Here is a 26,220-nt window from a genome sequence, read left to right on the forward strand (position 1 = left end):
TCTTACTTAACGGTCGGTCAGTTCGGGTGTAGGCTCGCCGCAAGGTTACTTACCGACCGTTAAGTAAGGGGGTTTGACGTGCAGGTTCTTGTTTCCGGGGCGAGCATTGCCGGGCCGGTGCTGGCCTACTGGCTCACGCGGTACGGGCACCGGGTGACGGTGGTCGAGCGGTCGCCGGTGCTGCGCAAGACCGGCGGGCACGCGGTGGACCTGTTCAAGCCGGCGATGGACATCTCCGAGCGGATGGGTGTGCTGCCGCGGATCGAGGCGCTGGCGACCGGGACCACGCGGCTGACGTTCCTGCGCGAGGGGACGCGCAAGCCGATCAGCGGTGATGTCACGAAGATCTTCGCGGCGGCATCGGACCGGCACGTCGAGGTCATGCGCGACGACCTGAGCGAGATCTACTACGACGCCACGCGTGAGGACGTCGAGTACGTGTTCGGCGACTCGATCACATCCGTCGACCAGGACGGTGCGGTGACCTTCGAGGTGGGCACGCCGCGACGGTTCGACCTGGTCATCGGGGCGGACGGGTTGCATTCGAACGTGCGGCGGCTGGTGTTCGGGGAGGTCGCGAAGACGTTCGTGGGCGCGTATCTGGCGGTGTTGTCGGTGCCGCGGGAGCTGGGCGTGCCGGGGGCGATGAGCGGCCACATCGGGCCTGGGCGCAGCGCGCAGGTGTACGGGGCACAGCACATCGACGACGCGCGGGCGGTGTTCCTGTTCCGCTCACCTGAGCTCGAGTACCACCACCGGGACGTGGAGAGGCAGAAGCAGCTGCTCCGGGAGGCGTTCGCCGGGCTCCACCCGGAGGTCGACGGGTGGATGCGCTACCTGGACGAGGATCGGGTGTTCTACTTCGACTCGATCACTCAGCTGACGACCGACACGTGGTCGCGCGGGCGGGTGGCGCTGGTCGGCGACGCCGCGTACTGCCCTGGTCCGGCCATCGGCGGCAGCACGAGCCTCGCGGTGCTGGGCGCCTACGTGCTGGCCGGCGAGCTGACGCGGGGTTCGGACCACGAGGCGGCGTTCGCGCGCTACGAGAACGAGATGCGCGATCTGGTGCACGCCAGCAGGGCGTTCGCGCTGGGCGTGGCGAAGACGCTGATCCCGACCTCGCGTGCGGGTGTGACGGCCCTGGTGCGCGGCATGCAACTGGTGACCTCGCTGCCGTCGTGGCTGGTGCGGCCGCTGGCCAAGCTCAACTCGAAGGGCATCCGTCTGCACGACTCGATGCACGTCGAGGACTACGAGCGTCAGGGCGCCGGCGTACCGGCGCCCTGACGGCTCATCTCAGACGGTTCAGAACTGCAGGCTCCACTTGTCGAGGAACCCGGTGTCCTGGGCCGCGTTGTCGTTGACCCGCAGCTGCCAGCCGCCGTTGGCGACCTCGCTGGAGGCGTTGACGGTGTAGGTGGTGTTGATGTTGTCCGTGCTGCCGCCGGTGCGGTTGTGCAGGACGTAGACGGTGCCGTCCGGCGCGACCAGATCGACCTTGAGGTCGCCCTGGTAGGTGTGCTTGATGTCCACCGCGACCTTGAGGGTGGCCGGCGCGTTGCCGGTCACCTCGGACACCGTGATCGGCGAGTTGATCGTGGCGTTGTCCGCGATCTGGAAGTCCGCGGCGTTCTCGAAGAACTTGCCCGGCGGCTGGGTGACGCCGCAGTACTGCTGTTCCTTGCCGATGGCCTCGTACGGGCAGTCGGCGCGTTCCAGCAGTTGCAGCACGGCCTCCTTGTTGCGGGAGGTCTGGGCCGGGATGACCTCGTCGGGCGGGTAGAAGCCGCCGCCGGAGCCCGAGCTGCCGGGGTACATCTCGAAGGTGTAGGCGAAGACGCCCTGCGCGCCCCACAGCCAGTCGGGGATCGACCCGTCGGTGATGTACAGGTCGCTGGACTGCTCGGGCGTGTAGCCGTTGCTCTGCGCCATGGACTGGCCGATGGTCGCGAACGTGTTGCGCTGGTCCTCGGTCAGGCCGGGCGCGATGTCGTCGTAGGTCCAGCCCCACGGCCACAGGATGAGCTGGCTGTAGGTGTGGAAGTCGATCGACGAGGTGATCTGCTGCTTGCCACCGACGTTGCGGCCGCGCACGAAGTCGGCCACGACCTTGACCTCGGGCGCGGACTCCGCGCTCGGCCCGCGGTAGGTGTCGGAGCCGGTGCTGCCCGAGGAACCGCCGCAGCAGCCCCACTTGTAGCCCCAGTTGCGGTTGAGGTCGGTGCCGACGTTGGCCGAGCCGGCGTTGGGCTGCCGGTTCTTGCGCCACGACCGGTAGCTGCCGGTCGCGATGTCGTACTCGCCGCCGTCGGGGTTGACGTCCGGGATGACCCAGATCTCGCGGGTGTTCACCAGGTCGGTGAGCCGCGCTTCGGAGCCGTACTTCGTCGTGAACTCTTTGATCGTGTACAGCGCCATCTCGACGGTGAGGTGCTCACGGGCGTGCTGGTGGTGCGTGAACAGCACCTCCGGCTCGTTCTCGTCGACGCCGACGTTGTCGCTGATCTTGAGCGCGATGATGTCGCGGTTCTCGTACGACTTGCCGATGACCTGCTTGCTCAGGATGTTCGGGTAGGCCGCGACCGCGGCGTTGATCTCCGCGGTCATCTCGGCGTAGTTGTGGTAGTTCGAGTCCGCGGCGGGGAAGTCGAACGGCCCGATCTCGGAGTTCGCCTCCATCCGCTTGGGCAGCTCGGCGACCTCGAAGCCCTGGGCCCGGAGGCTCTTCACCTCGCGTTCGGTCGCGGTGATCACGACGATGCCGTGCTCCTCGACCGAGTCGATCGCGGCACCGGACTTGGCGACCTTGGTGCGCTGTTCAGCGGTGCGAACGTTGCTGACCTGGTAGTTCGTCGTCGTTTCCTGAGCGCCGGGAGCTGCGCCGGTGGGCACGCCTCCCATGGCGAACACGACGCTCGCGGCGACGGTGACCCCGATCAGGGGTCTGAGATGGCTCTTTCGCATGCAGGGCAACCCTTTCGTACCACGGCAGGGACATGGCTCCGCAATGTTTAGTGCGTGTGAAGCCTCACTGTCATCCCGCCATCCGTATGGCTTTACCTGGTGGGATGACGCGCTATGACGCTGTGGAGGCCGCCTCGTACCGGGTGGCCCGGGAGATTTCGCTGACGGGGTTGTCGTCGTGGCGGGACGCGGTGGCACCGTATTTCGTGCCGGGCAGCACGGTGCTCGACCTGGGGGCGGGGACCGGGTTGTTCGTGCGGGCGTTCGCCGAGTGGTTCCCGGACGTGGAGGTCGTGGCGGTGGAGCCGTCGCCGGACATGCGGTCGGCGTCGGGGGTGCCGATGCTCGCCGGGGACGCGACGGCGATTCCGTTGCCGGACGGGTCGGTGGACGTCGTGTGGATGTCGACGGTGGTGCATCACGTGCGGGATCTGGCCGCTGCCGGGGTGGAGTTGCGGCGGGTGCTGCGGCCGGGAGGGGTGGTGGTGTTGCGGTCGTTGTTCCGTGAGCGGCATGGCGGCATCGGGTTGTTCCGGTTCTTCCCCGCGGCGGTGCGGGCGCTCGACGGGTTCCCGACCGTGGCCGAGGTGGCGGACGGGATGGGGTTCGCGGTGCAGCGGCTGGAGGCGGTGCCGCAGGTGACGGCGGAGTCGTTGGCGGACAAGGCGCCGACGGTGCGGTGGGAGGCGGACACGTTGCTGCGGTCGCTGACCGCGGAGGAGTTCGAGCAGGGGCGGGCGCGGTTGCTGGCGGCGGCCGCGGTGGAGAGCGGGCCGGTGGTGGATCACCTGGATCTGCTGGTGCTCAAAAGTGTCGGTGGTGTCTGAGACGCTGTTTCTCGTGGATCTCATCGACGAGAAGGCGCTGCTGCACCGGTTCCTGGAGGCGGCGCGGTCGGCGTTGCTGTGGAAGCTCGACGGGTTGTCGGAGTACGACGTGCGGCGGCCGGTGACGCCGACGGGCACGAACCTGCTGGGGCTGGTGAAGCACGCGGCCGGGGTGGAGCTGAACTACTTCGGCCGGGTGTTCGACCGGCCGTTCCCCGACCCTCCGCTGTGGTCGACCGCGGACGCGTTGCCGGCGTCGGACATGTATGCGGAGTTGGAGGAGTCGCGTGCGTCGGTGGTGGATTTCTACGCGCGGGTGCGGGAGTTCGCCGACGCGACGATCGCGGCGTTGCCGGTGGACGCGCCGGGGGTGGTGACGTGGTGGTCGCCGGGGCGGCGGGAGGTGACGTTGCGGCAGGTGCTGGTGCAGGTGTCGATCGAGCTGCACCGGCACGCCGGGCACGCGGACGTGGTGCGGGAGCTGATCGACGGCGCGGTCGGCATGCAGGACGGCAACTCGAACATGCCCGCGGTGCCCGAGGGGTGGTGGGCCGGGCATCACGCTCGTCTGGAGGAAATCGCCGTCGCCTCGAGCCGGGCCCTGCCAGGCTGACCGGCATGGGCTCAGATCCGAAAACCGACCTGCACCACTACCTGAACGCGGCCAGGGCGACGGTGCGCTGGAAGCTCGACGGGTTGTCGGAGTACGACGTGCGCCGGCCGTTGACGCCGACCGCCACGAACCTGCTGGGCCTGGTCAAGCACCTGGCCACCACCGAGCAGGGGTACTTCGGCGCGTGCATGGGCCGCGAGTTCGGCGAGAAGCTGCCGTGGATGGAGCAGATCGAGAACGACACCGATCCGAACGCGGACATGTTCGCCACCGCGGCCGAGTCGCGTGAGGAGATCCTGGCGCTGTACGAGCGTGTCACGGAGTTCGCGGACACGGTGATCGCGGAGCTGCCGCTGGACGCGCCGGGGGTGGTGCCGTGGTGGCCGGAGGAACGCCGTTACGTGACGCTGCACCTGCTGCTGGTGCACATGATCGCGGAGACGAACCGGCACGCAGGGCACATGGACATCCTGCGCGAGGACATCGACGGTGAGGCCGGATTGCGCCAGAACGTGTCGAACCTGCCGGACCAGGACTGGCCGGCCTACCGGGCACGGGTGGAGCAGGCCGCGCGGGAGGCGTCGGGCCAGGCGTGAGCGTGCGTGTGCCCGGGACGGCCCCCTCGCCGTCCCGGGCACACCGTCGGGTGGAGCTGTCAGCAGCTCACCGGGATCGTCTTGCTCTGCCTGGTGATCCGGCTGGAGCTCAGGGCCGGGATGTTGATGGCGCCGGCAGCGGTGACCGAGTTGGCGTTGGGCTTGATGTTGCACACCGTGGAGCGCGTCACGGCGGTGCCGTAACAGCCGGCGTAGCGGTCGGCCGACAGACCGCTGTCGGTGCAGCCGTCATCGGCGACCTGGGCTGACGTGGCGGGCCCGGCCCACAGGTTGATCTTCGTGGCGCTCATCTGGAAGCCGGTGTTGCCGAGGTTCCACACGACCAGCACGGCCTTGTAGACCGGCTCGACGCCGTTGTGGGAGTTGATCACGCAGACGTCGATCGCGCCCTTCGGTGAGGACGGCGGGAAGTAGTTCTCGGTGCAGTGCCAGTTGCCCGGGTAGGGGTAGGCCGGCGACACCACCCAGCCGCGCACGGCCGCCGAGGCGGGCTGGGCCAGCGACAGCAGCATCAGCAGACTCGATGCCAGTGCGACGGCGCCTGCTTTCTTGTGCCGGATCATCATTTTCCCCTCGCTTGCGGTGGTGTCCGCCCCCTCGGCCGACCAGCACAGTTCAGCGCAGCGGCCCAGGACCGGCGAAAGGATTTGAAACAGTTCGAATCGTTGCTAGTTTCCGGGGTCATGATCACGCTGCGCGTGGACGCGGACACAGTCGCCAGGGTCCGGTTCTCGTTCTCGCCGGCGAACGAGGTGATGTCCTGGCTCAAGATCGCCGCGACCGGCCGCCGGCACCCTGTTTTCGGTGATCCCGGCCCCTCGGCGCGCTCCGCGCTGACCCATCCCGACGTGGCCCTGCTGGCCGGGCTGATACCGCCGTCCGGGGCGACCTACGTGCCGGACTTCGTGACACCGCAGCCCGGTTCCGCCACCCGCCCTGCGGAACTGCTCGACGAACAAATCGCCGCGGTGGAAGCCACGGGTCAGGACGTGCTCGAATTCCAGCTCGGCGAGGCGATCGACCTGACCTGGGGCCGGTGCGCGCCCGTTCCGATTCGCCGGGCGCTGGAATCGGGAGCAGCACCGAAACGGCTCGCTTCGGGCCTGTTCCGGTTCTGGACGCACTCCCTGGCAGAGCTGTGGCCGACGCTGCAGTCGGTGATCGACCAGGACATCGCCGCGCGGGTGACGACGCTGCGGACACACGGTCTGGCGCGGCTGCTCAACACCGCCCACCCGAAGCTGACCTGGACCGGCGGCGCGATCGTGGTCGACTCGCTGTTCACCGGCGAGCACGACTTCTCCGGCCGCGACCTGGTGCTCGCGCCGAGCGTGCTGTCCTGGCCCGACCTGCTCGTGCAGGGCCCGGACGACGCGGTGCTCTACCTTCCCCCGCACCAGGTCGGCACCGGGTCACCCCGGCACGGCAGGGACCTGGGCGCGGTGATCGGGGACGCCCGCGCGTTGCTGCTCGCCGAACTCGAGCAGGCCCGCTCGACCACGGACCTCGCGCGGCGGCTCGGCTACACCCCGGGAACGATCTCCTACCACCTCAGCGCGATGCACCGCGTCGGCCTGGTCACCAAGCGCCGCGACGGCCGGTTCGTGCTCTACAAGCGGACTCCGCAGGCGCACGCGCTGCTGCCGGAGTAGTGCGTGATCGCTCACGACCTGGGAAGTCCGCTGACAGGGACGGGCGAGGCGATCGATACTGCTGAGCATGGGTAAGGAATACGAGCGCATCGAGCCGCGGCTGTGGGAGTTCATCGAGAACCAGAAGGTGTTCTTCGTGGCCAGCGCCCCGCTCGCCGGCGACGGTCACGTGAACCTGTCGCCCAAGGGCAGGCAGGGCACGCTGCGGATCCTCGACGACCGCACGATCGCCTACCTCGACTTCGGTGGCAGCCACGCCGAGACGATCGCGCATCTGCGGGAGAACGGCCGCATCACGTTGATGTGGTGTGCGTTCGACGGGCCGCCGAACATCGTGCGCGTGCACGGCCGTGGTGAGCCGGTGTTCCGCGACGACCCGCGTTTCGCGGATCTCGTCGAGGGGTTCGGTGAGGCGGACGGGCCGGCGCTGCGGGCGGTGGTCGTGGTGACGGCCGAGCTGATCAGCGACACGTGCGGGTTCGCGGTGCCGTTCATGGACTACCGCTCGGAGCGGACGCTGCACGCGGACTACTTCGGCCGCAAGACCGACGAGGAGTTCCGCGAGTACACCGACAAGAAGGACTACAACAAGGCGAGCATCGACGGTCTGCCCGCGGTTCCGCTGCCCTTGCCGCCCCGCTGAGCAGTCTCCCCGAAAATCTCGCTGAAAATCTTCGGCGAGCGTGTCGAGAACGCCTGAGCGGCTCCGTCCCTGGGGCATGACGACGAAGCAGATGCAGCAGAACGAGGTCACCGAGGTGCTGGGCCGGCCGCTGAGCCAGGAGCTGCTGGCCCGCGACCTGACGCGGATGGCGTACGTGGCCAAGGACGGCACGCCGCGCTCGATCCCGATCGCGTTTCACTGGAACGGCGAGCAGCTGGTCCTGTGCACCTCGAAGAACGCGCCGAAGTTGCACTCGCTGAAGGCGAACCCGGCGGTGGCGCTGACGATCGACACCGAGGTGCATCCGCCGAAGATCCTGCTGATCCGCGGCACGGTCGAGCTCGACTACACCGACGGCATCCCGTTCGAGTACCTGCAGATGAACGGCAGCTACGAGATGACGCCGGAGCAGCGGGTGGTGTGGGAGCGCGAGGTCCACTCGCTCTACGCCGACGGCATGGTCCGGATCGTGGTCACGCCGACGTGGGCGAAGCTGATCGACTTCGAGACGACGTTGCCCAGCCCGGTGCAGGAGCTGATCGAGCAGCGGTCAGCTCGACAGGAATCGGTCTAGGACCCGGACACCGAACTCGAGGCCCGCGACCGGGACGCGTTCGTCGACGCCGTGGGCCATGGAGCGGTAGTCGAAGCCGGTGGGCAGCAGCAACGGCGAGAAGCCGTAGCACTGGATGCCGAGCTGGCTGAACGCCTTGGCGTCCGTGCCGCCGCCCAGGCAGTACGGCACGACGACCCCGGACGGGTCCTCGTCGCGCAGCGCCTCGGCCATCGACGCGAACCACGCGGTGTCCACCGGTGCTTCGACCGGCGGCTGGTGTTCGAGGAACTCGCGGGTCACGCCCTCTTCGAGCAACGAGTCGATGGTCGTGACGAGCTCGTCGACGGTGCCGGGCAGCGTCCGCACGTCGAGCTGCGCGGTCGCGGTGCCGGGGATGACGTTGACCTTGTACCCGGCCTGCAGCATCGTCGGCGTGGTCGAGCACCGCACGGTGTTCTCCACCAGCTTCGCCGCGGGCCCGAGCCGGGCGATCGTGCCGTCGACGTCGTCCAGGTCGACCTCGATCCCCAGCGCCTTGCCCGCGCCCACCAGGAACGCCTCCACCGTCGGCGTGAGGCGGACGGGGTGCTCGTGCGCGGCGATCCGGGCCAGTGACGTGACCAGCGCGGTCACCGCGTTCTGCGGGTTGCGCCGCGACCCGTGCCCGGCGCGGCCGACGGCGGTGAGCTTCATGTGCGATGTGCCGCGCTCAGCCGTCCCGACCGGGTAGAGGCGGGTGCCGTCGACGTCGAAGGAGAACGCGCCGGACTCGCTGATCGCCGCCTCGACCCCGGCGAAGTACCCGGTGTGGTGCTCGACCAGCCAGTGGGCGCCGTACTTGCCCTGGTCCTCCTCGTCGGCGACGAACGCCAGGACAACATCGCGGCGCGGCCGGCGACCCTCGGTGTGCCAGCGGTTGACCACGGCGAGCGTCATCGCGGCCATGTCCTTCATGTCCACCGCGCCGCGCCCGCACACGAACCCGTCGCGGATCTCGCCGGCGAACGGGTCGAAGCTCCACTCGGCGGGGTCGGCGGGCACGACGTCGAGGTGCGACTGGACCAGCACGGCCGGCAGCGTGGGGTCGGTGCCGTGGATGCGCGCGAGGACGTTGGTGCGCTGCGGCGCGGGTTCGAGCAACGTGGGTGGCACGCCGTTGTCCTGCAGGATCGCGGCCACGTGCTCGGCGGCCTCACGCTCGCCGGCGCTGTCGCCGCCTCCGCGGTTGGTCGTGTCGAAGCGGATGAGCCGCGCGCACAGCTGCGCCACGTCCAGCGTCATGGCGCCACCGTATCCGGACGCGTCACGTGGAATTCCCACAGCCCCGCGCTGCCCTCCGAACGTGTCGATCGGTGGTTCAGCCGTAGATGCCCTCGATCGCCCCGGCCGCGACGTGCGTGACGATCTTGAAGGCCTTCATCGCGTCGGTCATCGACACGGCGTCGAACCCGACGCGGCGCGTCCCGATCAGCTCCACGGTCGGCACGACCGCCGCGGCGTCGGCGAGGTGCGTGGCGTCGAACTCGATCTCGATCCGATGTGCTGACACGGCACCGCTGGAACGCCCGGCGGACGCCATCGCGGCGGTGGCGGCCTCGGTGATCTGTGAGTGCGCCACGGCGGGTGGCAGGCACACGGCCGCATAGCGCGACACGCATTCCTTGACCGCGACCGATCGGGCGCCGGGCGCGTAGTCCGCGGCATCGGCACAGGTCAGGTCGTCGCCGGTGACCAGCAGCACGGGCACACCGTGTTCGGCGGCCAGCGCGGCGTTGAGGCGGCCCTCCGAGGCGTGCACACCGTCGAGCCACACGCCGGTGATGGAGTTCTCGAGGTAGGTGTGCGCGAGGACGCCGGGAGAGCCCGCGCCGGTGTGGTAGCCGAGGAAGACGACGCCGTCCACGCCGGAGTCGACGCCCTGCATCATCGACAGCGGTTTGTGCCGGCCGGTGAGCAGGCGCGCCGAGGTGTGGAGGTCTTCGAGCAGCAGGTTGCGCTGGGAGGAATGCGCTTCGTTGACGAGCACGTCGTCCGCGCCGCCCGCGACCAGGCCCGCCACGCACGCGTTGACGTCATCTGTGAACAAGCGCCGCATCCGTTGCCACTGCTCGGTACCTGGGACGACGTCCCCGGTCCAGGTGACTCCGGTGGCGCCTTCCATGTCCGCCGAGATCATGATCCGCACATCTCGGTAACGTAGCGGTGGGCTGCTGGGGAAGAGGGGTATTTCGTGCGGGTGAAGGTGTGCGCGTTGCTTGCAATAGCAACGACACTGGGGTTGTCGGCACCTCCTGCGACAGCTCAGGAGCAGGCGCCGGTGATCCTCAAGGTCGCGATCGTGCAGCAGATCGACACGTTGAACCCGTTCCTCGCGGTGTTCCAGTCGAGCACCGAGATCGGCCGGTTGATGTACGACTACCTGACGGCGTACGCGGCCGACGACCAGCGGGTCACCGACGGCCTCGCGAACAGATGGGAACCATCAGCCGACAAGCTCACCTGGACGTTCACCGTCCCCGAGGGCAAGAAGTGGTCCGACGGGCAGCCGATCACGGCACGCGACGTCGCGTTCACCTACAACCTGATGCTGACCGACGAGGTCGCGCGGACCGCGAACGGCAGCTTCGTCACCAACTTCGAGTCGGTCACCGCGTCCGACGACAAGACCGTGGTGATCAGGACCAAGGCGCCTCAGGTGACGATGCTGGCGCTGGACATCCCGATCGTGCCCAAGCACGTGTGGGAGAAGGTCCCCAGCGTCAAGGACTACACCAACGAGCAGATGCCGGTGGTGGGCTCGGGTCCGTTCGTGCTGACCGAGCACGTGGCCGGGCAGTTCATCAAGCTCAAGGCCAACAAGAACTACTGGCGCGGCGCGGCGAAGTACGACGAGCTGCACTTCGTGTACTTCCAGAACTCCGACGCCGCGGTCCAGGCGCTGGCCAAGGGCGAGGTCGACCTGGTCAACCGGATGGCACCGGCCCAGTTCGACTCGCTGGCCGGCAAGGCCGGCGTGACGCGCAACAAAGCGCAGGGCCGCCGCTTCACCGAGCTGCTGATCAACCCCGGCGCGCAGACCAGGACCGGGGAGCCGGTCGGTGACGGCAGCCCGGCGCTCAGGGACGTGCGGGTGCGGCGTGCCATCGCGCAGGCTCTGGACCTGGACTCGCTGGTGAAGCGGGTGAACCTCGGGTACGCGGAGAAGGGTGCCGGGCTGGTGCCGCCGGTGTTCGGCAAGTGGCACTGGCAGCCGGGCGAGTCCGAGCAGCGCAAGTTCGACCCCGCCGCCGCGAACGCCGCCCTCGACGCCGCCGGTTTCCCGCGCAAGGCCGACGGCACGCGGTTCCCGCTCAGGCTGATCGGTCGCGCCGGCCGGGCCTACGACGAGCAGGCGTCGGAGTACCTGAAGCGGTCGATGAACGACATCGGCATCCCGCTGGACGTGCGGCTGGTGTCGGACAACCAGCTCAACGAGGCGACCACGGCGGCGACCTACGACCTGGCGTTCTCCGGCTGGGCGACGAACGTGGACCCGGACTTCATCCTGGGCCTGCACACCTGCGCGCAACGGCCGGGCTCGGACGGCAAGGGCGGCACCACCGACGCCTACTTCTGCGACGAGACCTACGACAAGCTCTACGCGCAGCAGCTCTCGGAGTTCGACGAGGGCAAGCGGGTCGAGATCGTGAAGCAGATGCAGGCGCGGTTCTACGACCAGGTGCCCGCGGTGGTGCTGGCCTACGAGAACGCGCTGGAGGGCTACCGGTCCGACCACTTCGCGAAGTTCACGACCCAGCCCGCGCAGGGCGGCGTGATCATGGCGCAGAACGGTATGTGGGGCTACTACGGCGCCGAACCCGCCGGCCGGGCCGCGCAGTCCTCTGGCAGCAGGTGGCCGGGTCTGGTGCTGGGCGGCGCGGTGATCGCCGGTCTGGTGCTGGTGAGCGTGTTCTACGCGCGCCGGCGCAACGCCACGGCCGGGGAGCGCGAGTAGGTGCGCCTCGCCGGTCGGATCGGTGGTGCCGCGCTCAGCCTCGTGATGGTGGCGGTGCTGGGCTTCTTCCTGTTCAGGGTGGTGCCCGGCGACCCGGTCGTCTCGATGACGCGCGGCCGGCCGACGACGGCGGCGATGCAGGCCGAACTGCGCACGCAGTTCGGCCTGGACCGTCCGCTGCACGAACAGTTCTGGGGCTACTTCACCTCGCTGCTGCAGGGCGATCTGGGGACGTCGTTCACGTTCCGGCGCCCCGTGGCCGACGTGATCCTGGAACGCCTGGGCCCGACACTGCTGCTGGTCGGCACGTCGACGCTGATCGCGGTCGCGATCGGGCTGTGGCTGGGGATCAAGGCGGCGTGGGGACGCGACTCGGCGTTCGACAAGGCCACGACCGGGGTGTCGCTGACGTTGTGGGCGGTGCCGACGTTCTGGCTCGGCATGCTGCTGATGATGGCGACGGGCGACCTGTTCCCGTCGCGGGGCATGCGCGACACCGACACGGCACCGGACTTCGTCTCACAGGCCCTGGACGTCGGCCATCACCTGGTGCTGCCGTCGATCACGCTGGTGGCGGTGGTGTGCGCGGAGTACATGCTGGTGATGCGGTCGTCGTTGCTGGAGGAGATGCACGCCCCGTACCTGACGACGGCGCGGGCGAAGGGCCTGCGCGACGACTTGGTGCGCCGCCGTCACGCCGTGCCGAACGCCGTGCTGCCGGCGATCACGTTGGTGTTCCTGCGGTTCGGGTTGGTGGTGGCGGGGGCGATCACGACGGAGACGGTGTTCTCCTGGCCGGGGCTGGGGTTGCTGTTCTACGACGCGCTGACCGGCCCGGACTACTTCCTGCTGCAGGGGCTGCTGGTGGTGACGGCGGGCGCGGTCGTGGTGATGAACCTGTTCGCCGACCTGCTGCACGGGGTCCTGGATCCACGGGTGAAGGTCGTATGAGCGGGGTCAGCGCACGCGGCGCGGGCAGGACGGGGTGCGGTCGCGGTGACGGCGAGACTGGTAGCGGCGAAACGCGTGTCTGGGGCGCGGCAGGGTCGGGCGCGGCAGGGTCGGGCGCGGCAGGGTCGGGCGCGGCAGGGTCGGGCGCCGGTGATCGTGGTGGCAGCGTGATCGGCCGGCCGGGCTGGTCGGGTGCGGTAGATCCGGATGCGGCTGGGTCGGGCGCGGGCGATCGTGGCGGCAGCGTGGGCGGGCGGCCAGGTTGGTCGAGTGCGGCAGAGCCAAGCGCGACTGACGGGTGTACGACCGGCTGGGGTGCGGCTGATCGTGGTGAGAGCGTGAGCGGGCGGCCGGGCTGGTCGCGGTGCCGCGCTGACCGCAGTGATGACGACGGGATGCGTGGGTTCACGGCACGCCAGGCAAGCCCAGGTGGCTCCTCCTCGCGCGCTGCCGGCGGCACGGACAGGGGCGCAGCACCGAGGTCGCGGTGGCGTGCGGACGGGTTGGGCGCGGCTGATCGTGCCGGTGGACTGACCTTGGCAGGCATGCGCTGGGTCGGCCGGGCCGGCGTTTCTTCGGCTGGCGGTGCCGGTGGCGAGGTGACGGCGGCATGAGCATGTTCAGCACGCGGTGGTCCGGTCCGAGCCGTCGTACTGGTCGTGGCGACGGCGGCCTGGACCGGTTTCTCGCGCAGCGGGCGGGGGTGGCGGGCGCGGTGGTGCTGGCCGTGGCCGCGGTTGTCGCGGTGGTCGCGCCGTTGCTGATCCCCGCGGACGCGTTGGACGTGACGCGGGTGACCGATGCGCCGTGGCAGGCGCCGGGTGCCGGGCATTGGCTGGGGACCGACCACACCGGGCGGTCGGTGGCGTTGCTGGTGGTGGAGGGCGCGGGGACGTCGTTGTTCGTCGGGTTGACCGCGGCGGTGCTGGCGGTGGGCATCGGCACGCTCGTCGGGATCGTGAGCGGGCATTTCGGTGGGCTGGCGGCGGGTGCGTTGTTGCGGGTGACCGACTTCTTCCTGGTGTTGCCGGCGTTGGTGCTGGCGATCGCGTTGTCGACGGTGCTGCCGCGGGGCTTGGGCACGATCGTGCTGGCGATCGGGTTGACGAGCTGGCCGTCGACGGCGCGGATGGTGCGGGCGCAGACGTTGACGATCGAGGCGCGGCCGTTCGTGGAGCGCGCGCGGGCGTTGGGTGGCGGGCACGGGCATGTGATCGGGCGGCACGTGTTGCCGTCGGTGGTGCCGCTGGTGCTGGTGAACGCGACGCTGGCGGTGGCGTCGGCGATCGTGGCGGAGTCGACGCTGGCGTTCCTCGGGCTGGGTGATCCGACGCGGATCTCGTGGGGCGCGATGTTGCACCAGGCGCAGCTGCACGGGGCGGTGCCGCAGCGGGCGTGGTGGTTCCTGTTGCCGCCGGGGCTCGCGATCGTGGTGGTGGTGCTGGCGTTCACGCTCGTCGGGCGGGCGCTCGAAGCCGTTGTGACACCGAAGAGGTAACGCCCACATGACGAACACCGGCCTGGAACTGAAGAACCTGTCCGTCCATTACGGACCCAAGCGCGTGGTCAACGACGTGAACCTGATCCTGCGGCCCGGCCAGACGCTGGGGCTGGCGGGCGAGTCGGGGTCGGGCAAGTCGACGGTGGCGATGTCGGTGCTGCGGTTGCTGCCCAGGACCGCGCAGGTGCACGGCGAGATCCTGCTCGACGGCGCCGACGTGCGGACGATGTCGTGGGGCGCGTTGCGGGCGGTGCGGTGGGCGTCGGCGTCGATCGTGTTCCAGGGCGCGATGCACTCGCTCAACCCCGTGCAGCGCGTCGGTGACCAGATCGCCGAGCCGATGCGGCTGCACGGCACGAAAGGCAGCGTCCGGGAGCTGCTGGAGCAGGTCGAGCTGCCACACGACAAGGCGCGGGCGTATCCGCACGAGCTGTCGGGCGGGCAGAAGCAGCGGGTGATGATCGCGATGGCGCTGGCGTGCGGGCCTCGGCTGGTCATCGCCGATGAGCCGACGACGGCGCTGGACGTGATCGTGCAGGCCCAGGTGCTGCGGCTGATGAAACGCCTGGTGGCCGAGCAGGACCTCGGGTTGATGATGATCAGCCACGACCTGTCGGTGCTCGCCGAGACGTGTGACGACCTGGCGGTGATGCATCGCGGGGAGCTGGTCGAGCGGGGCAGCACGCGGGAGGTGATCGCGAACCCGCGGCATTCGCACACGGCGGCGCTGACGGCGGCGTTCCCGGTGATCGGCGACCTCGCGCACCGCTGGACCCAGCCGGCAGACCATCAGCCGACAGACCACCAGGTGGATGACCAGCCCGCGGACGCCGAGGCCGGCCCGCGGCCCCTGCTGGAGGTGCGGGATCTGACGGTGGACTACGGCCGGACGCGCGCGGTCGACGGGGTGGACCTGACGATCGGGCGGGGCGAGATCGTGGCGCTGGTCGGGCAGTCCGGCTCCGGCAAAACGACACTGGCTCGTACCATAATGGGACTGCGGAAACCGTCCTCCGGTCGGGTGATCTTCGACGGCGCCGAGGTGCCCCGCAACGGCAAGGGGCTCAAGGCCTTCCGCCGCCAGGTGCAGCTGGTCCTGCAGGACCCCGCGAGCGCCCTGAACCCCCGCCACACGGTGCTCGACGCGGTGGCAGAAGGACTGCGGGTCCACGGCATTCCCGGCGACGAGGAATCCCTGGTCACGGCCGCTGTGGAGCGAGCGGAGCTGCGTCCCGCGAACCTCTATCTGGAGTCCCTGCCGCACGAGCTGTCCGGGGGTCAGCAGCAGCGGGTGGTGATCGCCGGCGCACTGGTGCTGGAACCCCGTCTGCTGGTGGCCGACGAACCCGTCGCCTCGCTCGACGCCTCGGTGCGTGGGGAGGTCGTGGCGTTGCTGCTCCGGTTGCGGCGTGAGCTGGGCCTTGCTTCATTGATCATCACGCACGACCTCGGGCTGGCGTGGCAGATCGCCGACCGGGTCGCGGTGATGCATCAGGGGAAGATCGTGGAACAAGGCTCGGTGGAACAAGTGCTGCTCAACCCCGCTCATGACTACACCCGCGCACTTGTGCGCGCGGTGCCTCAGGTCTGACGTGATCCCGATCGAACACGCCCGCCTGCGGGCCTCGCTGACACCTGCCGAAATCGGGCGGGGCGGGGCCGGCGGCTGGGTCGCTGTGGACGACGTACCGACGCTGGCCTGGCTGGCGTGGAACGACCTGGGCCGCCCGCCAGGAGTGCTGGGCGAACTCGCCGAGGCCAGCGAACCGGAGCACGTGCTCGCGCTGTGCCGGATCCTGGCCTCGACCTCACGCGCCGACACCGCGGCGGTGTGGCGCTACTTAGCCGCGGACTGGGAACGCACGGGGGAGCGTTCCGATGGCAGGCAACGTTTCCTGCTGGACCGGGCGATGCGTGGGGATGGCATGGACTGGCGCAGCTATTCGGCGTTGATGGGCACCGACCGGCCGGAGGACGTCGACGCGGCGTTCGACCGCGGCGAGGACATGGTCGGCATCTCGGTGATCGGCCTGGCCCTGTCCTATCCGGACCCGTGGGTGACGCTGCACCGCGTCGCACGCGCGTTGGACCACAACCGCATCGAGGTCCGCCAGCACGGCGCCACGGCCCTGGCGCACGTGGCCCGGATGCACGGGGTGGTGTCGCGGGAGTGCCTGGAGGTGCTGCGCCGCCATCCCAACGACGTGGCGGAGGACGACCTGTGGACGTTCATCGCCCACCACCGGCTGCCGCCGTGGTTGTGGTGGCGGCGGGTCAGGTCCCGGCTAGGGCGGCGAGTTCCGCGCGCACGGCGCTCTCGGTTACGCGGTTGCGCTGTCCCACTGCCCGCGTGAGCGCCTCGTCGAAGTACCGGCGGGCCTGACCGAGGTCGCCTGCCGCACCGGCGATGCGTCCGCGTTCGAGCGCGATGTGGCAGCGCATCTCGTCCGGCCCGTACCAGCCGCCGGGACACAGCTCCCACGCCCGCTCGCACTCGTCCCACGCGACATCGAAGTCCCCGTCGAGGCGGGCGAGTTCGGCGAGGCCGACGTGGCAGTTGGCCTCCACGAGCGGTGCACCGGCACGGCGGGCCACGACGAGCGCCTCGGCGTAGTCGGCCCGTGCCCCGGCCGGGTCTCCGCTGTGCAGCCGTGCCCTGGCGCGGTTGACGATGACCTCGGCGGAGTCCTCGGTCGCACCGAGCTCCTCCAGCAGACCGCGGGCACGTTCGATGTGCGTCAACGCGCCCTGCGTGTCACCGGCCGAGAGGGCGAGTTCAGCGAGCTGGTTGACCGCGAGCGCCAGGCCCCACCGGTCACCCGCCCGTTCGAACCCGTCGGCGCCCTGGCGCAGCAGTTCCGTCGCCCGAGCGGGGTCGGCCTGCTGCCAGGCCACCAGGCCTTCGCCCACGAGTGACAGCGCGCTGGTCCACGGATCGGTGCCGACGAGACGGTGCCTGCGGTGCCAGGACTGCGACTCCGTCTCCGGCGCACCCAGCGCCATGCCCCACATCATCGTCAGGATCGGGAACCGCGGTGGTCCGTCCAGCTCGGCCATCAGCGCGTCGGCCTGGCGTTGCCGCGCGGACTGGTCACCGGTCGCCACCGGCCACGCGATGAGCAGGCACATCGCGTACTCCTGCGCGCGTCCCGCCGGAGGGGTCTCGCCGCACGCGTGCAGCACGGCGTCGGCCTGCCGGGCGGCCTCGGTGCGCAGACCCCGGAACCAGTAGTAGGTCGCGAGGGCGGCGACGAGTTCCAGCGCGAGATCGATGTCGTGGGCGGTGGCCCAGGCGACGGCGGCGGTGAGGTTGTCGTGGTCGGCGCCGAGGGTGTGCAGCCACTGGATCTGGTCGTGCGCGCGCAGGTGCGGTTCGGCGTCCTGCGCGCGGGCGAGGAACCAGCGGGCGTGCCGTTCCCGCAGATCCGGCGCGTGCCCCGCGCAGAACGCGCGGATGGTGTCGAGCATCCGGTAGCGGTCCTCGATCACCTCGACGAGTGACTTGTCCACCAACGAACTCAGAGTGTCCACATCGGACCCAGTGTTGTTCGAACCGGCGACGTCCAGAACCGCATCCAGGCCGGCGCCCCCGGAGAACACGGTGAACCGCGCGGCCAGGTCACGTTCGGCCTCGGTGAGCAGGTCCCAGCTCCACTCGACGACCGCGTGCAAGGTGCGATGCCTGGGCGCCGCGGTACGGCTGCCGCGAGACAGCAACCGAAACCGGTCATCGAGCCGCGCCGCGATCTCGGCGATGGGCAACGACCGCACCCGCGCCGCGGCGAGTTCGATGGCCAGCGCGATCCCGTCCAACCGCCGGCACACGTCCGCGATGACGTCCTGATCAGCACTGAACCCGGGCTTCACGGCCTGCGCGCGGTCCCGGAACAACCGGACGGCGGCCTCGGAGTCCAGCGCGGCGACCGGGCTCAACGTCTCACCGGTGATGCCCAGCGGTTCCCGGCTCGTCGCGAGCACCCGCACGTCCGGGCACGCGGAGAGAATCCCGCCGAGCACCCGCGCGGCCTCGTCGATCACGTGCTCGCAGTTGTCGACAACCAGCAACACCTCACGCGCCGACAACGCCGCCCGCAACCGTTCCTCGACGCTCACCGGCCCTGCCGACAGCAATCCGGCCTCCCGCACCCCCACGCCGTCGAGCAACGCGCGGGCGACATCCGTGGTGGCGCTGAGGTCGATGAACGCCGCCTCGCCGGGTTCGCGATGGGCGACCTCGACGGCGAGGCGGGTCTTGCCGGTACCGCCCGGCCCGATGAGCGTGACCAGCCGGTTCTCCTGCAGCCACTTGGTGACGCGGCGCAGGTCGTCGTCGCGGCCGACGAAGCTGGTCAGCTGCGCGGGCACACCTCGATGCGGCGCCGCGGCCCGCAGCACCTCGAGGTGGGCGGCGGCCAGGTCGGGGGAGGGGTCGACCCCGAGCTCGTCGGCCAGCAGCTCCCGTCCGGCCGCGAACACCTCGAGCGCCTCGGTCTGCCGCCCGTCCCGGTGCAGGGCACGTACCAGCGCCGCCCGGACGTCCTCACGCAGCGGGTGCTCCGAAAGCAACTCCCGGAGGTCGTTTTGGTCCCCGCCGGAAAGTGCGCATTTGATGAACACTTCAGCTAGCCGCTGCCGAGCGACCTGCACAAACGGTGCTTCGACGTCGGCCAGAGCGGGGCCACGCCACAACCGCAGCGCCTCGGCCGCGCGTCCGGCGTCGAGCAGCTCCAGGCACAGCAGCAGGTCCACCTCGGCCGGCGCGGCGACCAGCCGATAGCCGGCCGGGTGGTGTTCGATCACCAGCCCGGGGACGGTCCTGCGCAGCCGGGAGATCTGGGACTGCAGGGCATTCGCCGCTCCCGCGGGCGGCGCGGAGTACAAGCCGCCGATCAGCTGGTCGTGCCCCACGATCCGCCCAGCGTCGAGCGCGAGCATCGCCAGTAGCGCGCGCTGACGGGGCGCGGCGACCTCCACGCCGTCGACCAGCACCGGACCGAGCACCCCGAACCTCACAGGACGTGATTGTTCCCGAGTCACAAGATCCACGAGACCGGAACCGGCACTGGACCGAACTCAGGCGAAGGGGACCCCTCCCAGCTCGTGCCCGGTCGTCGCGTCCACGTGGTCCGGAACCTCGTCGTGCCGGTCGCCGACCGTCAGCGTTCCGGTGGGCTCGAACAACAGGATCGACGCACCCTGCGTGGATGACGGCTTGTGGAACGTCCCGCGCGGCACGGTGAACACCGCGCCTTGGGCGAGCACGACCGTGCGCTCGCCATCGGCCTCACGCAGCGCGATGCGCAGTTCGCCGTCGAGGACCAGGAAGAACTCGTCGGTGTCGTCGTGGACGTGCCAGACGTGCACGCCACGGACCTTCGTGACACGCACGTCGTAGTCGTTCACCCGCGTCACGATGCGAGGGCTCCACAGGGCGTCGAACGAGGCCAGGGCTTTGTCCAGGGCAATGGGTTCACTGTTCACACCGCCAACCCTGCCGCTGTACACGCGACGAGCGTGAGTGCTAGGAATCGCACATGTCGAAAGAATCCTCGCACCGGGTCGTCGTGATCGTCGACGAGAACTCCAACCCGTTCGAGCTCGGCTGCGCCACCGAGATCTTCGGCCTGCACCGCCCCGAGATCGGCCGCGACCTCTACGACTTCCGCCTCTGCTCACCCGAACCGCACACACCCATGCGCGACGGATTCTTCACCCTCACCGGCGTCGCCGACCTCACCGCGGCCGACACCGCCGACACCCTCATCGTCCCCAACCGCCCCAACGTCGACGCACCCCGCCGACCCGCCGTCCTCGACGCCATCCGCCGCGCCCACGCACGCGGCACCCGCCTCGTCGGCTTCTGCAGTGGCGCCTTCACCCTCGCCGAAGCCGGCGTCCTCGACGGCCGCCGCGCCACCGCCCACTGGCAGTGGGCCGACAACTTCCGCACCCGATTCCCCGCCGTGCACCTCGAACCGGACGTGCTGTTCGTCGACGACGGCGACATCCTCACCGCCGCCGGCAGCGCCGCCGCCCTCGACCTCGGCCTGCACATCGTCCGCCGCGACCACGGCGCCGAAATCGCCAACGCCGTGTCGAGGCGCCTCGTCTTCGCCGCCCACCGCGACGGCGGCCAGCGACAGTTCGTCGAACGCCCCGTGCCCGACCTCCCGGACGAATCCCTCGCACCCGTCCTGGCCTGGGCCCAGCACCACCTCGACCACGCCCTCACCGTCACCGACCTCGCCACCCGCGCCGCCGTCAGCCCCGCGACCCTGCACCGCCGCTTCCAGGCACAACTCGGCACCACACCCCTCGCGTGGCTCACCGGCGAGCGCGTCACCCTCGCCTGCCGGCTGATCGAACTGGGGGAGTCACGCCTCGACGTCGTCGCCCGCCGCACCGGACTCGGCACCGCCGCGAACCTGCGAGCGTTGATGCGCCGCGAGACCGGACTGACCCCGACGGCCTACCGCCGCCGGTTCGGCCAGGTCAGGCCAGCGCCCGCAGGATGATCCGCTCCACGATCGCCACCTTCGCGTCGGCGTAGTCCTGGACCCGATGCCACGTCCGACTCGCCAACGCGCGCTTGGTCCGCTCGTACTCCTCGCGGTCCTCGGGATGCGTGCGCAGCCTGTCGCGGAACCCCACCATCCGGTCCCACTCCTCGCACACGGGGGAGATGACGTGCAGGTTCACGTTCGGCTCCGAGCTCTTGAGCAACCGGTGCTCGTGCCAGCCGCGCTCCCGCAACCGGAACCAGTACCCGGCCTCGACCAACGCCGGCACGTAGGCGTCCTCGTCAGCCGAATCAGGCACCACCAGCAGGATGTCGATCACCGGCTTCGCCGCCAGACCCGGAATCGACGTCGACCCCACGTGCTCCAGCCGCACGACCACCTCACCCAGCGCCGCCCGGATCCTCGCCTCCTCGACCGCGTACCACTGCGGCCACGCCGGGTTGTAGTCCTCCAGCACCACCGGGGCGTCGTGCGGCGGCGTCTTCGTCACGTACTCCACCTCACCCGACGGCGGCCGCCACGTCAGGTACGCCCGCTCGAGGATCTCCAGCACCACCGCACCCTTGGCCGCGGCGTAGTCCTGCACCCGATCCCACTCCCGCGCCGCCAGCTCCCGCTTCGTCCGCGCGTACAACTCCCGATCACCGGACTCGGCCCGCAACCAGTCCCGGAACACCAGATGCCGCCGCACCTGAGCACAACCACGCGAGAACACGTGCAGGTTCACATTCGTGTCAGGCCCCTTGAGAATCCGATGGTCGTGCCAGTCGTCCTCACGCACCGTCACCCGATACCCGGCGGCCTCCAGAACGGGCCCGTACACCTCGTCCGCCGCCTGATCCACCACCAGCATCATGTCGATCACCGGCTTCGCACACAGCCCCGGCACCGACGTCGACCCGACGTGCTCCAGCTCGGCATCCGGCAGCACAGCCAGGATCCGCGCCCGCTCCCGTTCGTACAGACCCGGCCAGGCATCGTCGTACTCGGCAAGTTCGATGTTCACGCGCGACCCCCTCGTAGGCAGTCGGCCAGAATATCAACTCCCGAACAGGTCACCCGCCGAATCCACCCTGGCCAGCACCTCGTCCGCGGTGAACACCAGATCCTCCGCCACCCGGCACTCCTCGACCTCGTCCCACGTGATCGGCGTCGACACCGTCGGCCGCTCCCGCGACCGCAACGAATACGGCGCCACCGTCGTCTTCGCCGTGTTGTTCTGCGACCAGTCGATGAACACCTTCCCCGGCCGCTGCGCCTTCGCCATCGTCGCCACGACCAGCTTCGGCTCCTCCTTGGCGAGCCGCTGCGCGACCGCCTTCGCGTACTCCGACGTGTCCTTCGCCGGCGCATACGCGTACACCTGCATGCCCTTGTTGCCCGACGTCTTCGCCCACGAATCCACACCGTCGTCGTCCAGCACCGTCCGCACCAGCTCAGCGACCCGGCAACACTCCACCACCGACGCCGGCGCACCCGGATCGAGGTCGAACACCAGCAGATCAGGATCCCGCTTGCCCCCACGCGGCCCCACCGTCCACTGCGGCACGTGCAACTCCAGCGCCGCCAGGTTCGCCAGCCACACCAACGTCGCCAACTCGTCCACCATCACGTAGTTGACCGTCTCGTTGCCCTTCGAACTACCCGGCGACTCCAACCGCATCGTCCGCACCCACTCCGGACGGTGCTCCGGCGCGTTCTTCTCGAAGAACCACTTCCCGTCCACCCCGTTCGGATACCGCTTCAACGTCACCGGACGATCCTTCAGATGGGGGAGCAGCACCGGAGCGATCCGGGTGTAGTAATCGATCACCTCACCCTTGGTGAACCCGAACTCCGGATACAACTCCTTGTCCAGGTTCGTCAGCTTCACCACCCGATCCTCGACCCGCACGGTGACGTCTTTCCGGGCATCACTGCTCAACGCGACGCACCTCCTCAGGAGACTTGTCCGGCCGCAACCCCCGCCACGCCGGAAACCGCATCCGCCCGTCCGGCGTCCACTGCCGGAACACCACCTCCGCCACCAGCTCCGGCTCCACCCACAACGCGCCCTTCGCCCGTTCCCTCGGCATCTCCGTCACGAACGGCGAACCCTTGCGCGCCAACGCCTTCAACCGCGGCGTCAACACCGCCAACTCAGCGTCGTTGAACCCCGTGCCCACCGAACCCGCGAACGCCAGCCCGCCGTCCTGGGGGATACCCAGCAGCAACGCGCCCACCACGCCCGAGCGCTTGCCTTCACCCATCCGCCAGCCGCCGATCACCACCTCCTGCGCCATAAGGTCGGTGATCTTGCGCCACACCGGCGACCGCATCCCCGGCTGATAGACCGAATCCAGCCGCTTCGCGACCACCCCCTCCAACCCCTGCTCCCGGCTCGCGGCCAGCACCGCCGCGCCATCGGTGTCGTAAGACGGGGGAGTGAGCCAGTTCGACCCCTTCAACTCCAGGTCCCGCAGCAGCTCACGACGTTGCCGAAAAGGCAACTGCAGCGTCGAACGGCCGTCGAGGTGCAACAGGTCGAACAACAACAACGTGATCGGATACTGCCTGGCCGCCCGGCGCGCCGCCTCGGACTTCGTCACGTGCATCCGGTTCTGCAACGCGCTGAAACTCGGCCTGCCGTTCTGCAACGCGACGATCTCACCGTCGAGCAACGCCTCGGTCGAGCCGAGCTGCTCACCGACACCCTGGAGTTCGGGATACGCCACGGTGATGTCGTTACCCAGCCGCGACCACGCCTGAACCCGGCCACCCTCCACCCGCAGGATCGCCCGCACCCCGTCCCACTTGAACTCATAAGCCCAAAGATCATCATCGTCCTGGGGGAGGGGACCGGGCACCGCCAGCATCGGCTTCACCTGCTCCGGCAGCGTCTTCCAGTCCGGACGCGCCGGAGCGTGCCGGCGCTTCATCATCCAGTTCTTCCCGTCGTTGCCCGACCGGAAGAACACGAACTGACCCTCGACGCGGTGACCGTGCAGGATCACGTCCACCTCGCGATCCGACCACTTCACCGTCTCGTACCGGCCGCGATCCCAGATGAACATCTCGCCGCCGCCGTACTCGCCCTTCGGGATCTTCCCCGAGAACTCCGCGTACTCCAGCGGATGATCCTCGGTGTGCACCGCCAGCCGCACGACATCAGTCGTGGGCGGCAAACCCTTCGGCACCGCCCACGACACCAGCACACCATCACGCTCCAGCCGCACATCCCAATGCAGGCTGCTCGCGTGATGCTCCTGAATCACGAACGTGTCGTTCTCACCATGCGGAAGTTCCGCAGCATCAGGAACAGGCTCCGGCGTCCTGGCCGGATCCCGCTTCCGCCGGTACTCGTCGAGCCCGGCCATCTACGCCGACGAAGCCTTCTTCGGCGCGTCCTTCTTCGCAGCGCCCTTCCGCCCGGCCTTCGCCTTCTCCACACTGCGCTCCAGAGCCGTCATCAGATCGATGACATCGCCCTTCTCCTCCGCCTCAGGCTGCTCGGGCAACTCCGCACCCTCAGCCTTCGCCGCGATGACCTTCTCCAGCGCATCCCGATAGTCATCGGTGAACGTGTCCGGATCGAAGTCACCGGCCATCGACTCCACCAACGACGTCGCCATCTTCAACTCCTGCGGCCGCACCTCGACGTCCTGATCCAGGAAGTCGAACTCCGCCTTGCGGATCTCGTCCGGCCACAACATCGTGTGCATCACCAGCACGTCATCGCGCGCCCGGATCGTCGCCAGCGTCTCCTTCTGCCGAATCGTGATCTTCACGACCGCCATCTGACCCGTCTTCACAAGCGCGTCTCTGAGCAGCACATACGGCCGCGCCGCAGCCTTGTCCGGCTCCAGGTAATAAGTCTTCTGGAAGTAGATCGGATCGATCTCCTCCGCCGGCACGAACTCCAGGACGTCGATCGACTTGTCGGTCTTCACCGGCAACTTCTCGAAGTCCTCGTTCTCCATGATCACCATCCGGCCGTCGTCCAGCTCATAGCCCTTGGTGATGTCGCCGTACTCCACCTCGTTACCGCACACCGAACAGACGCGCTTGTACTTGATGCGCCCGCCGTCCTCCCGGTGCACCTGGTTGAAACGGAAGTCGTGCTCCTCAACAGCCGTGTAGAGGCGCACGGCGATCGTCACCAACCCGAAGGAGATGGCCCCACGCCACACGGATCTCATTCTCATTGGGTACCCCTGAAATGCGGTTTTCGCACTATCAGGTCACCCACTTGGCCTAACGACCCGGCAACTGAGCGACCCCCGGCCCACACGTGTCTCAGCCGAGAGTGCCCTACCGCAGTAGAGCCGGGCTAGATGTCCCTGAGCGCCCGATACGTCCTGTTGCTCGCCACCGCCGCCCTCCGCTCCCGCGCCGTCGCCTCGATGTAGTTCTGACTCGTCGCCAAACTCGCATGCCCAAGCAACGCCATGATCTCGCTCGCCGACGCCCCGTCCTCGGCAAGCCTCGTCGCGAACGTGTGCCGCAAAGCGTGCAGATTCGCCCCCGTCGGCACCCTGTCGTTCAACCCCGCCCACCGGAAACACGACTTGACCAGGTACTCCAGCCCACCCCGGCCGATCGGCTCACCGTGCCGATCCCTCAGCAGCGCGCTCTCCCGGTCGAACCGGCCCTGCGGGAAACGCTGCTTGCAGCTCTTGAGGTAAGCGTCGACGATCCGTTCCATCGGCGGCTCGATCGGGACGGACCTGTCCCGGTTGCCCTTGCCCTTCACGTGCAACCTCTGGTCACCCTCCCGCCCGACGATGCTCGCCAGCGTGAGGAGACGCATCTCCGCACTCCGCAGACCCGCGACCAGCCCCAGCGCGATGACCAGCACGTCGCGTTCAGGCCAGGGATCGCGACCCTTCCGCGCGCCCTCCGCGGCCGCCGTGAGCAACTGTTCGGGCGTGTCCTCACCCCGCAGCGGCTTGGGAACGAGCGGAGGAGTCTTGGGACGGGCGACGGCACCCATCGGGTTGCCGGCGATGAGGTCCTCGGCCACACAGAACGTCAGGAACTGGTTCCACGTCGACCAGGCCCGCAGCACGGAGCTCTTGGCGTGGGTGTCCGCGAACAACCCGAAAGCGTTGCGGAGGTTGGCGCCGGTCAGGTCCTGGACGACGAGATCCTCGACGGGGGAGAGGAGTGTCTCGGCCAGGAGCGTGTTCACGCCGGAGAGATCGCGCTGGTAGGCCGCGGTTGTGTGCGGCGAGTCCTTGCGAGTCCGGCGAGCGAGGAAGAAGGCGTCCTGAGCGGCGAGCACGTGCATATGGATCTTGTACCGCACACCACCGACAATTCCGTGATCCGTGCTGGATAATGGCGATTATGCATGAAATGTCCGTTTCGCCCGAGTT

Annotated in this window: 24 protein-coding genes; 13 read left to right on the forward strand and 11 right to left on the reverse strand. The window is 69.1% G+C overall.

All coding sequences use genetic code 11. The features are described from left to right. The first annotated feature begins 78 nt into the window (after positions 1 to 78). Complete coding sequence (locus tag ACWGE0_RS01020; protein ID WP_452258827.1) at positions 79 to 1,290, forward strand: FAD-dependent monooxygenase; 1,212 nt, start codon at positions 79 to 81, stop codon at positions 1,288 to 1,290. Positions 1,291 to 1,308: 18 nt separating this feature from the next. Here ACWGE0_RS01020 and ACWGE0_RS01025 read toward each other — a convergent pair whose 3' ends face one another. Beyond that, positions 1,309 to 2,967, reverse strand: a complete 1,659-nt coding sequence (locus tag ACWGE0_RS01025; RefSeq protein ID WP_452258828.1) for a M14 family metallopeptidase — start codon at positions 2,965 to 2,967, stop codon at positions 1,309 to 1,311. Between the two features lie 104 nt (positions 2,968 to 3,071). Between ACWGE0_RS01025 and ACWGE0_RS01030 the strand changes: the two genes are divergently transcribed. Genes ACWGE0_RS01030 through ACWGE0_RS01040 form a run of 3 tightly spaced genes read left to right on the forward strand, consistent with a single transcriptional unit; the run spans position 3,072 to position 5,003 of the window. After that, positions 3,072 to 3,794 (forward strand): class I SAM-dependent methyltransferase, encoded by a 723-nt coding sequence (locus tag ACWGE0_RS01030; RefSeq protein ID WP_452258829.1) that lies wholly within the window; start codon positions 3,072 to 3,074, stop codon positions 3,792 to 3,794. Beyond that, entirely contained in the window at positions 3,787 to 4,407 is a 621-nt protein-coding gene (locus ACWGE0_RS01035; RefSeq protein ID WP_452258830.1) for a DinB family protein, read from the forward strand. Before ACWGE0_RS01030 ends, ACWGE0_RS01035 begins: the two co-directional genes overlap by 8 nt. Before the next feature lie 5 nt (positions 4,408 to 4,412). Further along, on the forward strand, positions 4,413 to 5,003 hold the full coding sequence (locus ACWGE0_RS01040; RefSeq protein WP_452258831.1) for a DinB family protein: 591 nt from the start codon (positions 4,413 to 4,415) through the stop codon (positions 5,001 to 5,003). Between the two features lie 59 nt (positions 5,004 to 5,062). Here the strand turns inward: ACWGE0_RS01040 and ACWGE0_RS01045 are convergent, their stop codons facing one another. Further along, on the reverse strand, positions 5,063 to 5,590 hold the full coding sequence (locus tag ACWGE0_RS01045; RefSeq protein WP_452258832.1) for a hypothetical protein: 528 nt from the start codon (positions 5,588 to 5,590) through the stop codon (positions 5,063 to 5,065). Between the two features lie 117 nt (positions 5,591 to 5,707). Here ACWGE0_RS01045 and ACWGE0_RS01050 point away from each other — a divergent pair, with 117 nt between their 5' ends. From ACWGE0_RS01050 to ACWGE0_RS01060, 3 genes are all read left to right on the forward strand, one after another. Further along, a complete protein-coding gene (locus ACWGE0_RS01050; RefSeq protein ID WP_452258833.1) occupies positions 5,708 to 6,676 on the forward strand; it encodes a DUF5937 family protein in 969 nt (322 codons plus the stop codon). Positions 6,677 to 6,743: 67 nt separating this feature from the next. Beyond that, entirely contained in the window at positions 6,744 to 7,319 is a 576-nt protein-coding gene (locus tag ACWGE0_RS01055) for a pyridoxamine 5'-phosphate oxidase family protein (protein ID WP_452258834.1), read from the forward strand. Between the two features lie 91 nt (positions 7,320 to 7,410). Then, positions 7,411 to 7,914, forward strand: a complete 504-nt coding sequence (locus tag ACWGE0_RS01060; protein ID WP_452259320.1) for a pyridoxamine 5'-phosphate oxidase family protein — start codon at positions 7,411 to 7,413, stop codon at positions 7,912 to 7,914. Here the strand turns inward: ACWGE0_RS01060 and ACWGE0_RS01065 are convergent. Continuing rightward, entirely contained in the window at positions 7,891 to 9,177 is a 1,287-nt protein-coding gene (locus tag ACWGE0_RS01065) for a M20/M25/M40 family metallo-hydrolase (protein ID WP_452258835.1), read from the reverse strand. The two genes, ACWGE0_RS01060 and ACWGE0_RS01065, sit on opposite strands and share 24 nt — an antisense overlap. A gap of 76 nt (positions 9,178 to 9,253) precedes the next feature. Beyond that, positions 9,254 to 10,081 carry a M55 family metallopeptidase gene (locus tag ACWGE0_RS01070; protein WP_452258836.1) on the reverse strand — a complete coding sequence of 276 codons (828 nt, stop codon included), beginning with the start codon at positions 10,079 to 10,081 and terminating at the stop codon, positions 9,254 to 9,256. A 132-nt stretch (positions 10,082 to 10,213) separates the two neighbouring features. On the opposite strand from ACWGE0_RS01070, the gene ACWGE0_RS01075 reads away from it, so the two are divergent. The 5 genes from ACWGE0_RS01075 to ACWGE0_RS01095 all read left to right on the forward strand — a co-directional run bounded on the left by ACWGE0_RS01075 (position 10,214) and on the right by ACWGE0_RS01095 (position 16,696). Beyond that, a complete protein-coding gene (locus tag ACWGE0_RS01075) occupies positions 10,214 to 11,890 on the forward strand; it encodes an ABC transporter substrate-binding protein (protein ID WP_452258837.1) in 1,677 nt (558 codons plus the stop codon). Continuing rightward, complete coding sequence (locus tag ACWGE0_RS01080; protein ID WP_452258838.1) at positions 11,891 to 12,841, forward strand: ABC transporter permease; 951 nt, start codon at positions 11,891 to 11,893, stop codon at positions 12,839 to 12,841. Positions 12,842 to 13,451: 610 nt separating this feature from the next. Beyond that, positions 13,452 to 14,339, forward strand: a complete 888-nt coding sequence (locus ACWGE0_RS01085; protein ID WP_452258839.1) for an ABC transporter permease — start codon at positions 13,452 to 13,454, stop codon at positions 14,337 to 14,339. A gap of 7 nt (positions 14,340 to 14,346) precedes the next feature. Further along, a complete protein-coding gene (locus ACWGE0_RS01090) occupies positions 14,347 to 15,933 on the forward strand; it encodes an ATP-binding cassette domain-containing protein (protein ID WP_452258840.1) in 1,587 nt (528 codons plus the stop codon). Between the two features lies 1 nt (position 15,934). After that, positions 15,935 to 16,696 (forward strand): hypothetical protein, encoded by a 762-nt coding sequence (locus ACWGE0_RS01095; RefSeq protein ID WP_452258841.1) that lies wholly within the window; start codon positions 15,935 to 15,937, stop codon positions 16,694 to 16,696. Here ACWGE0_RS01095 and ACWGE0_RS01100 read toward each other — a convergent pair. Together ACWGE0_RS01100 and ACWGE0_RS01105 are read right to left on the reverse strand one after the other, a co-directional pair. Next, on the reverse strand, positions 16,617 to 19,355 hold the full coding sequence (locus ACWGE0_RS01100) for a BTAD domain-containing putative transcriptional regulator (RefSeq protein ID WP_452258842.1): 2,739 nt from the start codon (positions 19,353 to 19,355) through the stop codon (positions 16,617 to 16,619). The two genes, ACWGE0_RS01095 and ACWGE0_RS01100, sit on opposite strands and share 80 nt — an antisense overlap. A 60-nt stretch (positions 19,356 to 19,415) precedes the next feature. Then, complete coding sequence (locus ACWGE0_RS01105; protein WP_452258843.1) at positions 19,416 to 19,823, reverse strand: cupin domain-containing protein; 408 nt, start codon at positions 19,821 to 19,823, stop codon at positions 19,416 to 19,418. Positions 19,824 to 19,876: 53 nt separating this feature from the next. On the opposite strand from ACWGE0_RS01105, the gene ACWGE0_RS01110 reads away from it, so the two are divergent. After that, positions 19,877 to 20,857: a GlxA family transcriptional regulator gene (locus tag ACWGE0_RS01110; protein WP_452258844.1), complete on the forward strand. Its 981-nt coding sequence runs from the start codon at positions 19,877 to 19,879 to the stop codon at positions 20,855 to 20,857. Here ACWGE0_RS01110 and ACWGE0_RS01115 read toward each other — a convergent pair. The 5 genes from ACWGE0_RS01115 to ACWGE0_RS01135 form a co-directional block, all read right to left on the reverse strand. Then, positions 20,835 to 21,869 (reverse strand): GrpB family protein, encoded by a 1,035-nt coding sequence (locus tag ACWGE0_RS01115; protein ID WP_452258845.1) that lies wholly within the window; start codon positions 21,867 to 21,869, stop codon positions 20,835 to 20,837. The genes ACWGE0_RS01110 and ACWGE0_RS01115 overlap by 23 nt on opposite strands. A gap of 33 nt (positions 21,870 to 21,902) precedes the next feature. After that, positions 21,903 to 22,787: a non-homologous end-joining DNA ligase gene (ligD, locus tag ACWGE0_RS01120; protein WP_452258846.1), complete on the reverse strand. Its 885-nt coding sequence runs from the start codon at positions 22,785 to 22,787 to the stop codon at positions 21,903 to 21,905. After that, positions 22,777 to 24,219 (reverse strand): non-homologous end-joining DNA ligase, encoded by a 1,443-nt coding sequence (gene ligD / locus ACWGE0_RS01125; protein WP_452258847.1) that lies wholly within the window; start codon positions 24,217 to 24,219, stop codon positions 22,777 to 22,779. Before ligD (ACWGE0_RS01125) ends, ligD (ACWGE0_RS01120) begins: the two co-directional genes overlap by 11 nt. Continuing rightward, positions 24,220 to 25,041, reverse strand: a complete 822-nt coding sequence (gene ku, locus ACWGE0_RS01130; RefSeq protein WP_452258848.1) for a non-homologous end joining protein Ku — start codon at positions 25,039 to 25,041, stop codon at positions 24,220 to 24,222. A 131-nt stretch (positions 25,042 to 25,172) separates the two neighbouring features. Beyond that, positions 25,173 to 26,150, reverse strand: a complete 978-nt coding sequence (locus ACWGE0_RS01135; protein WP_452258849.1) for a tyrosine-type recombinase/integrase — start codon at positions 26,148 to 26,150, stop codon at positions 25,173 to 25,175. Positions 26,151 to 26,220 lie beyond the last annotated feature (70 nt).

It is taken from the genome of Lentzea sp. NPDC054927, assembly GCF_053610285.1.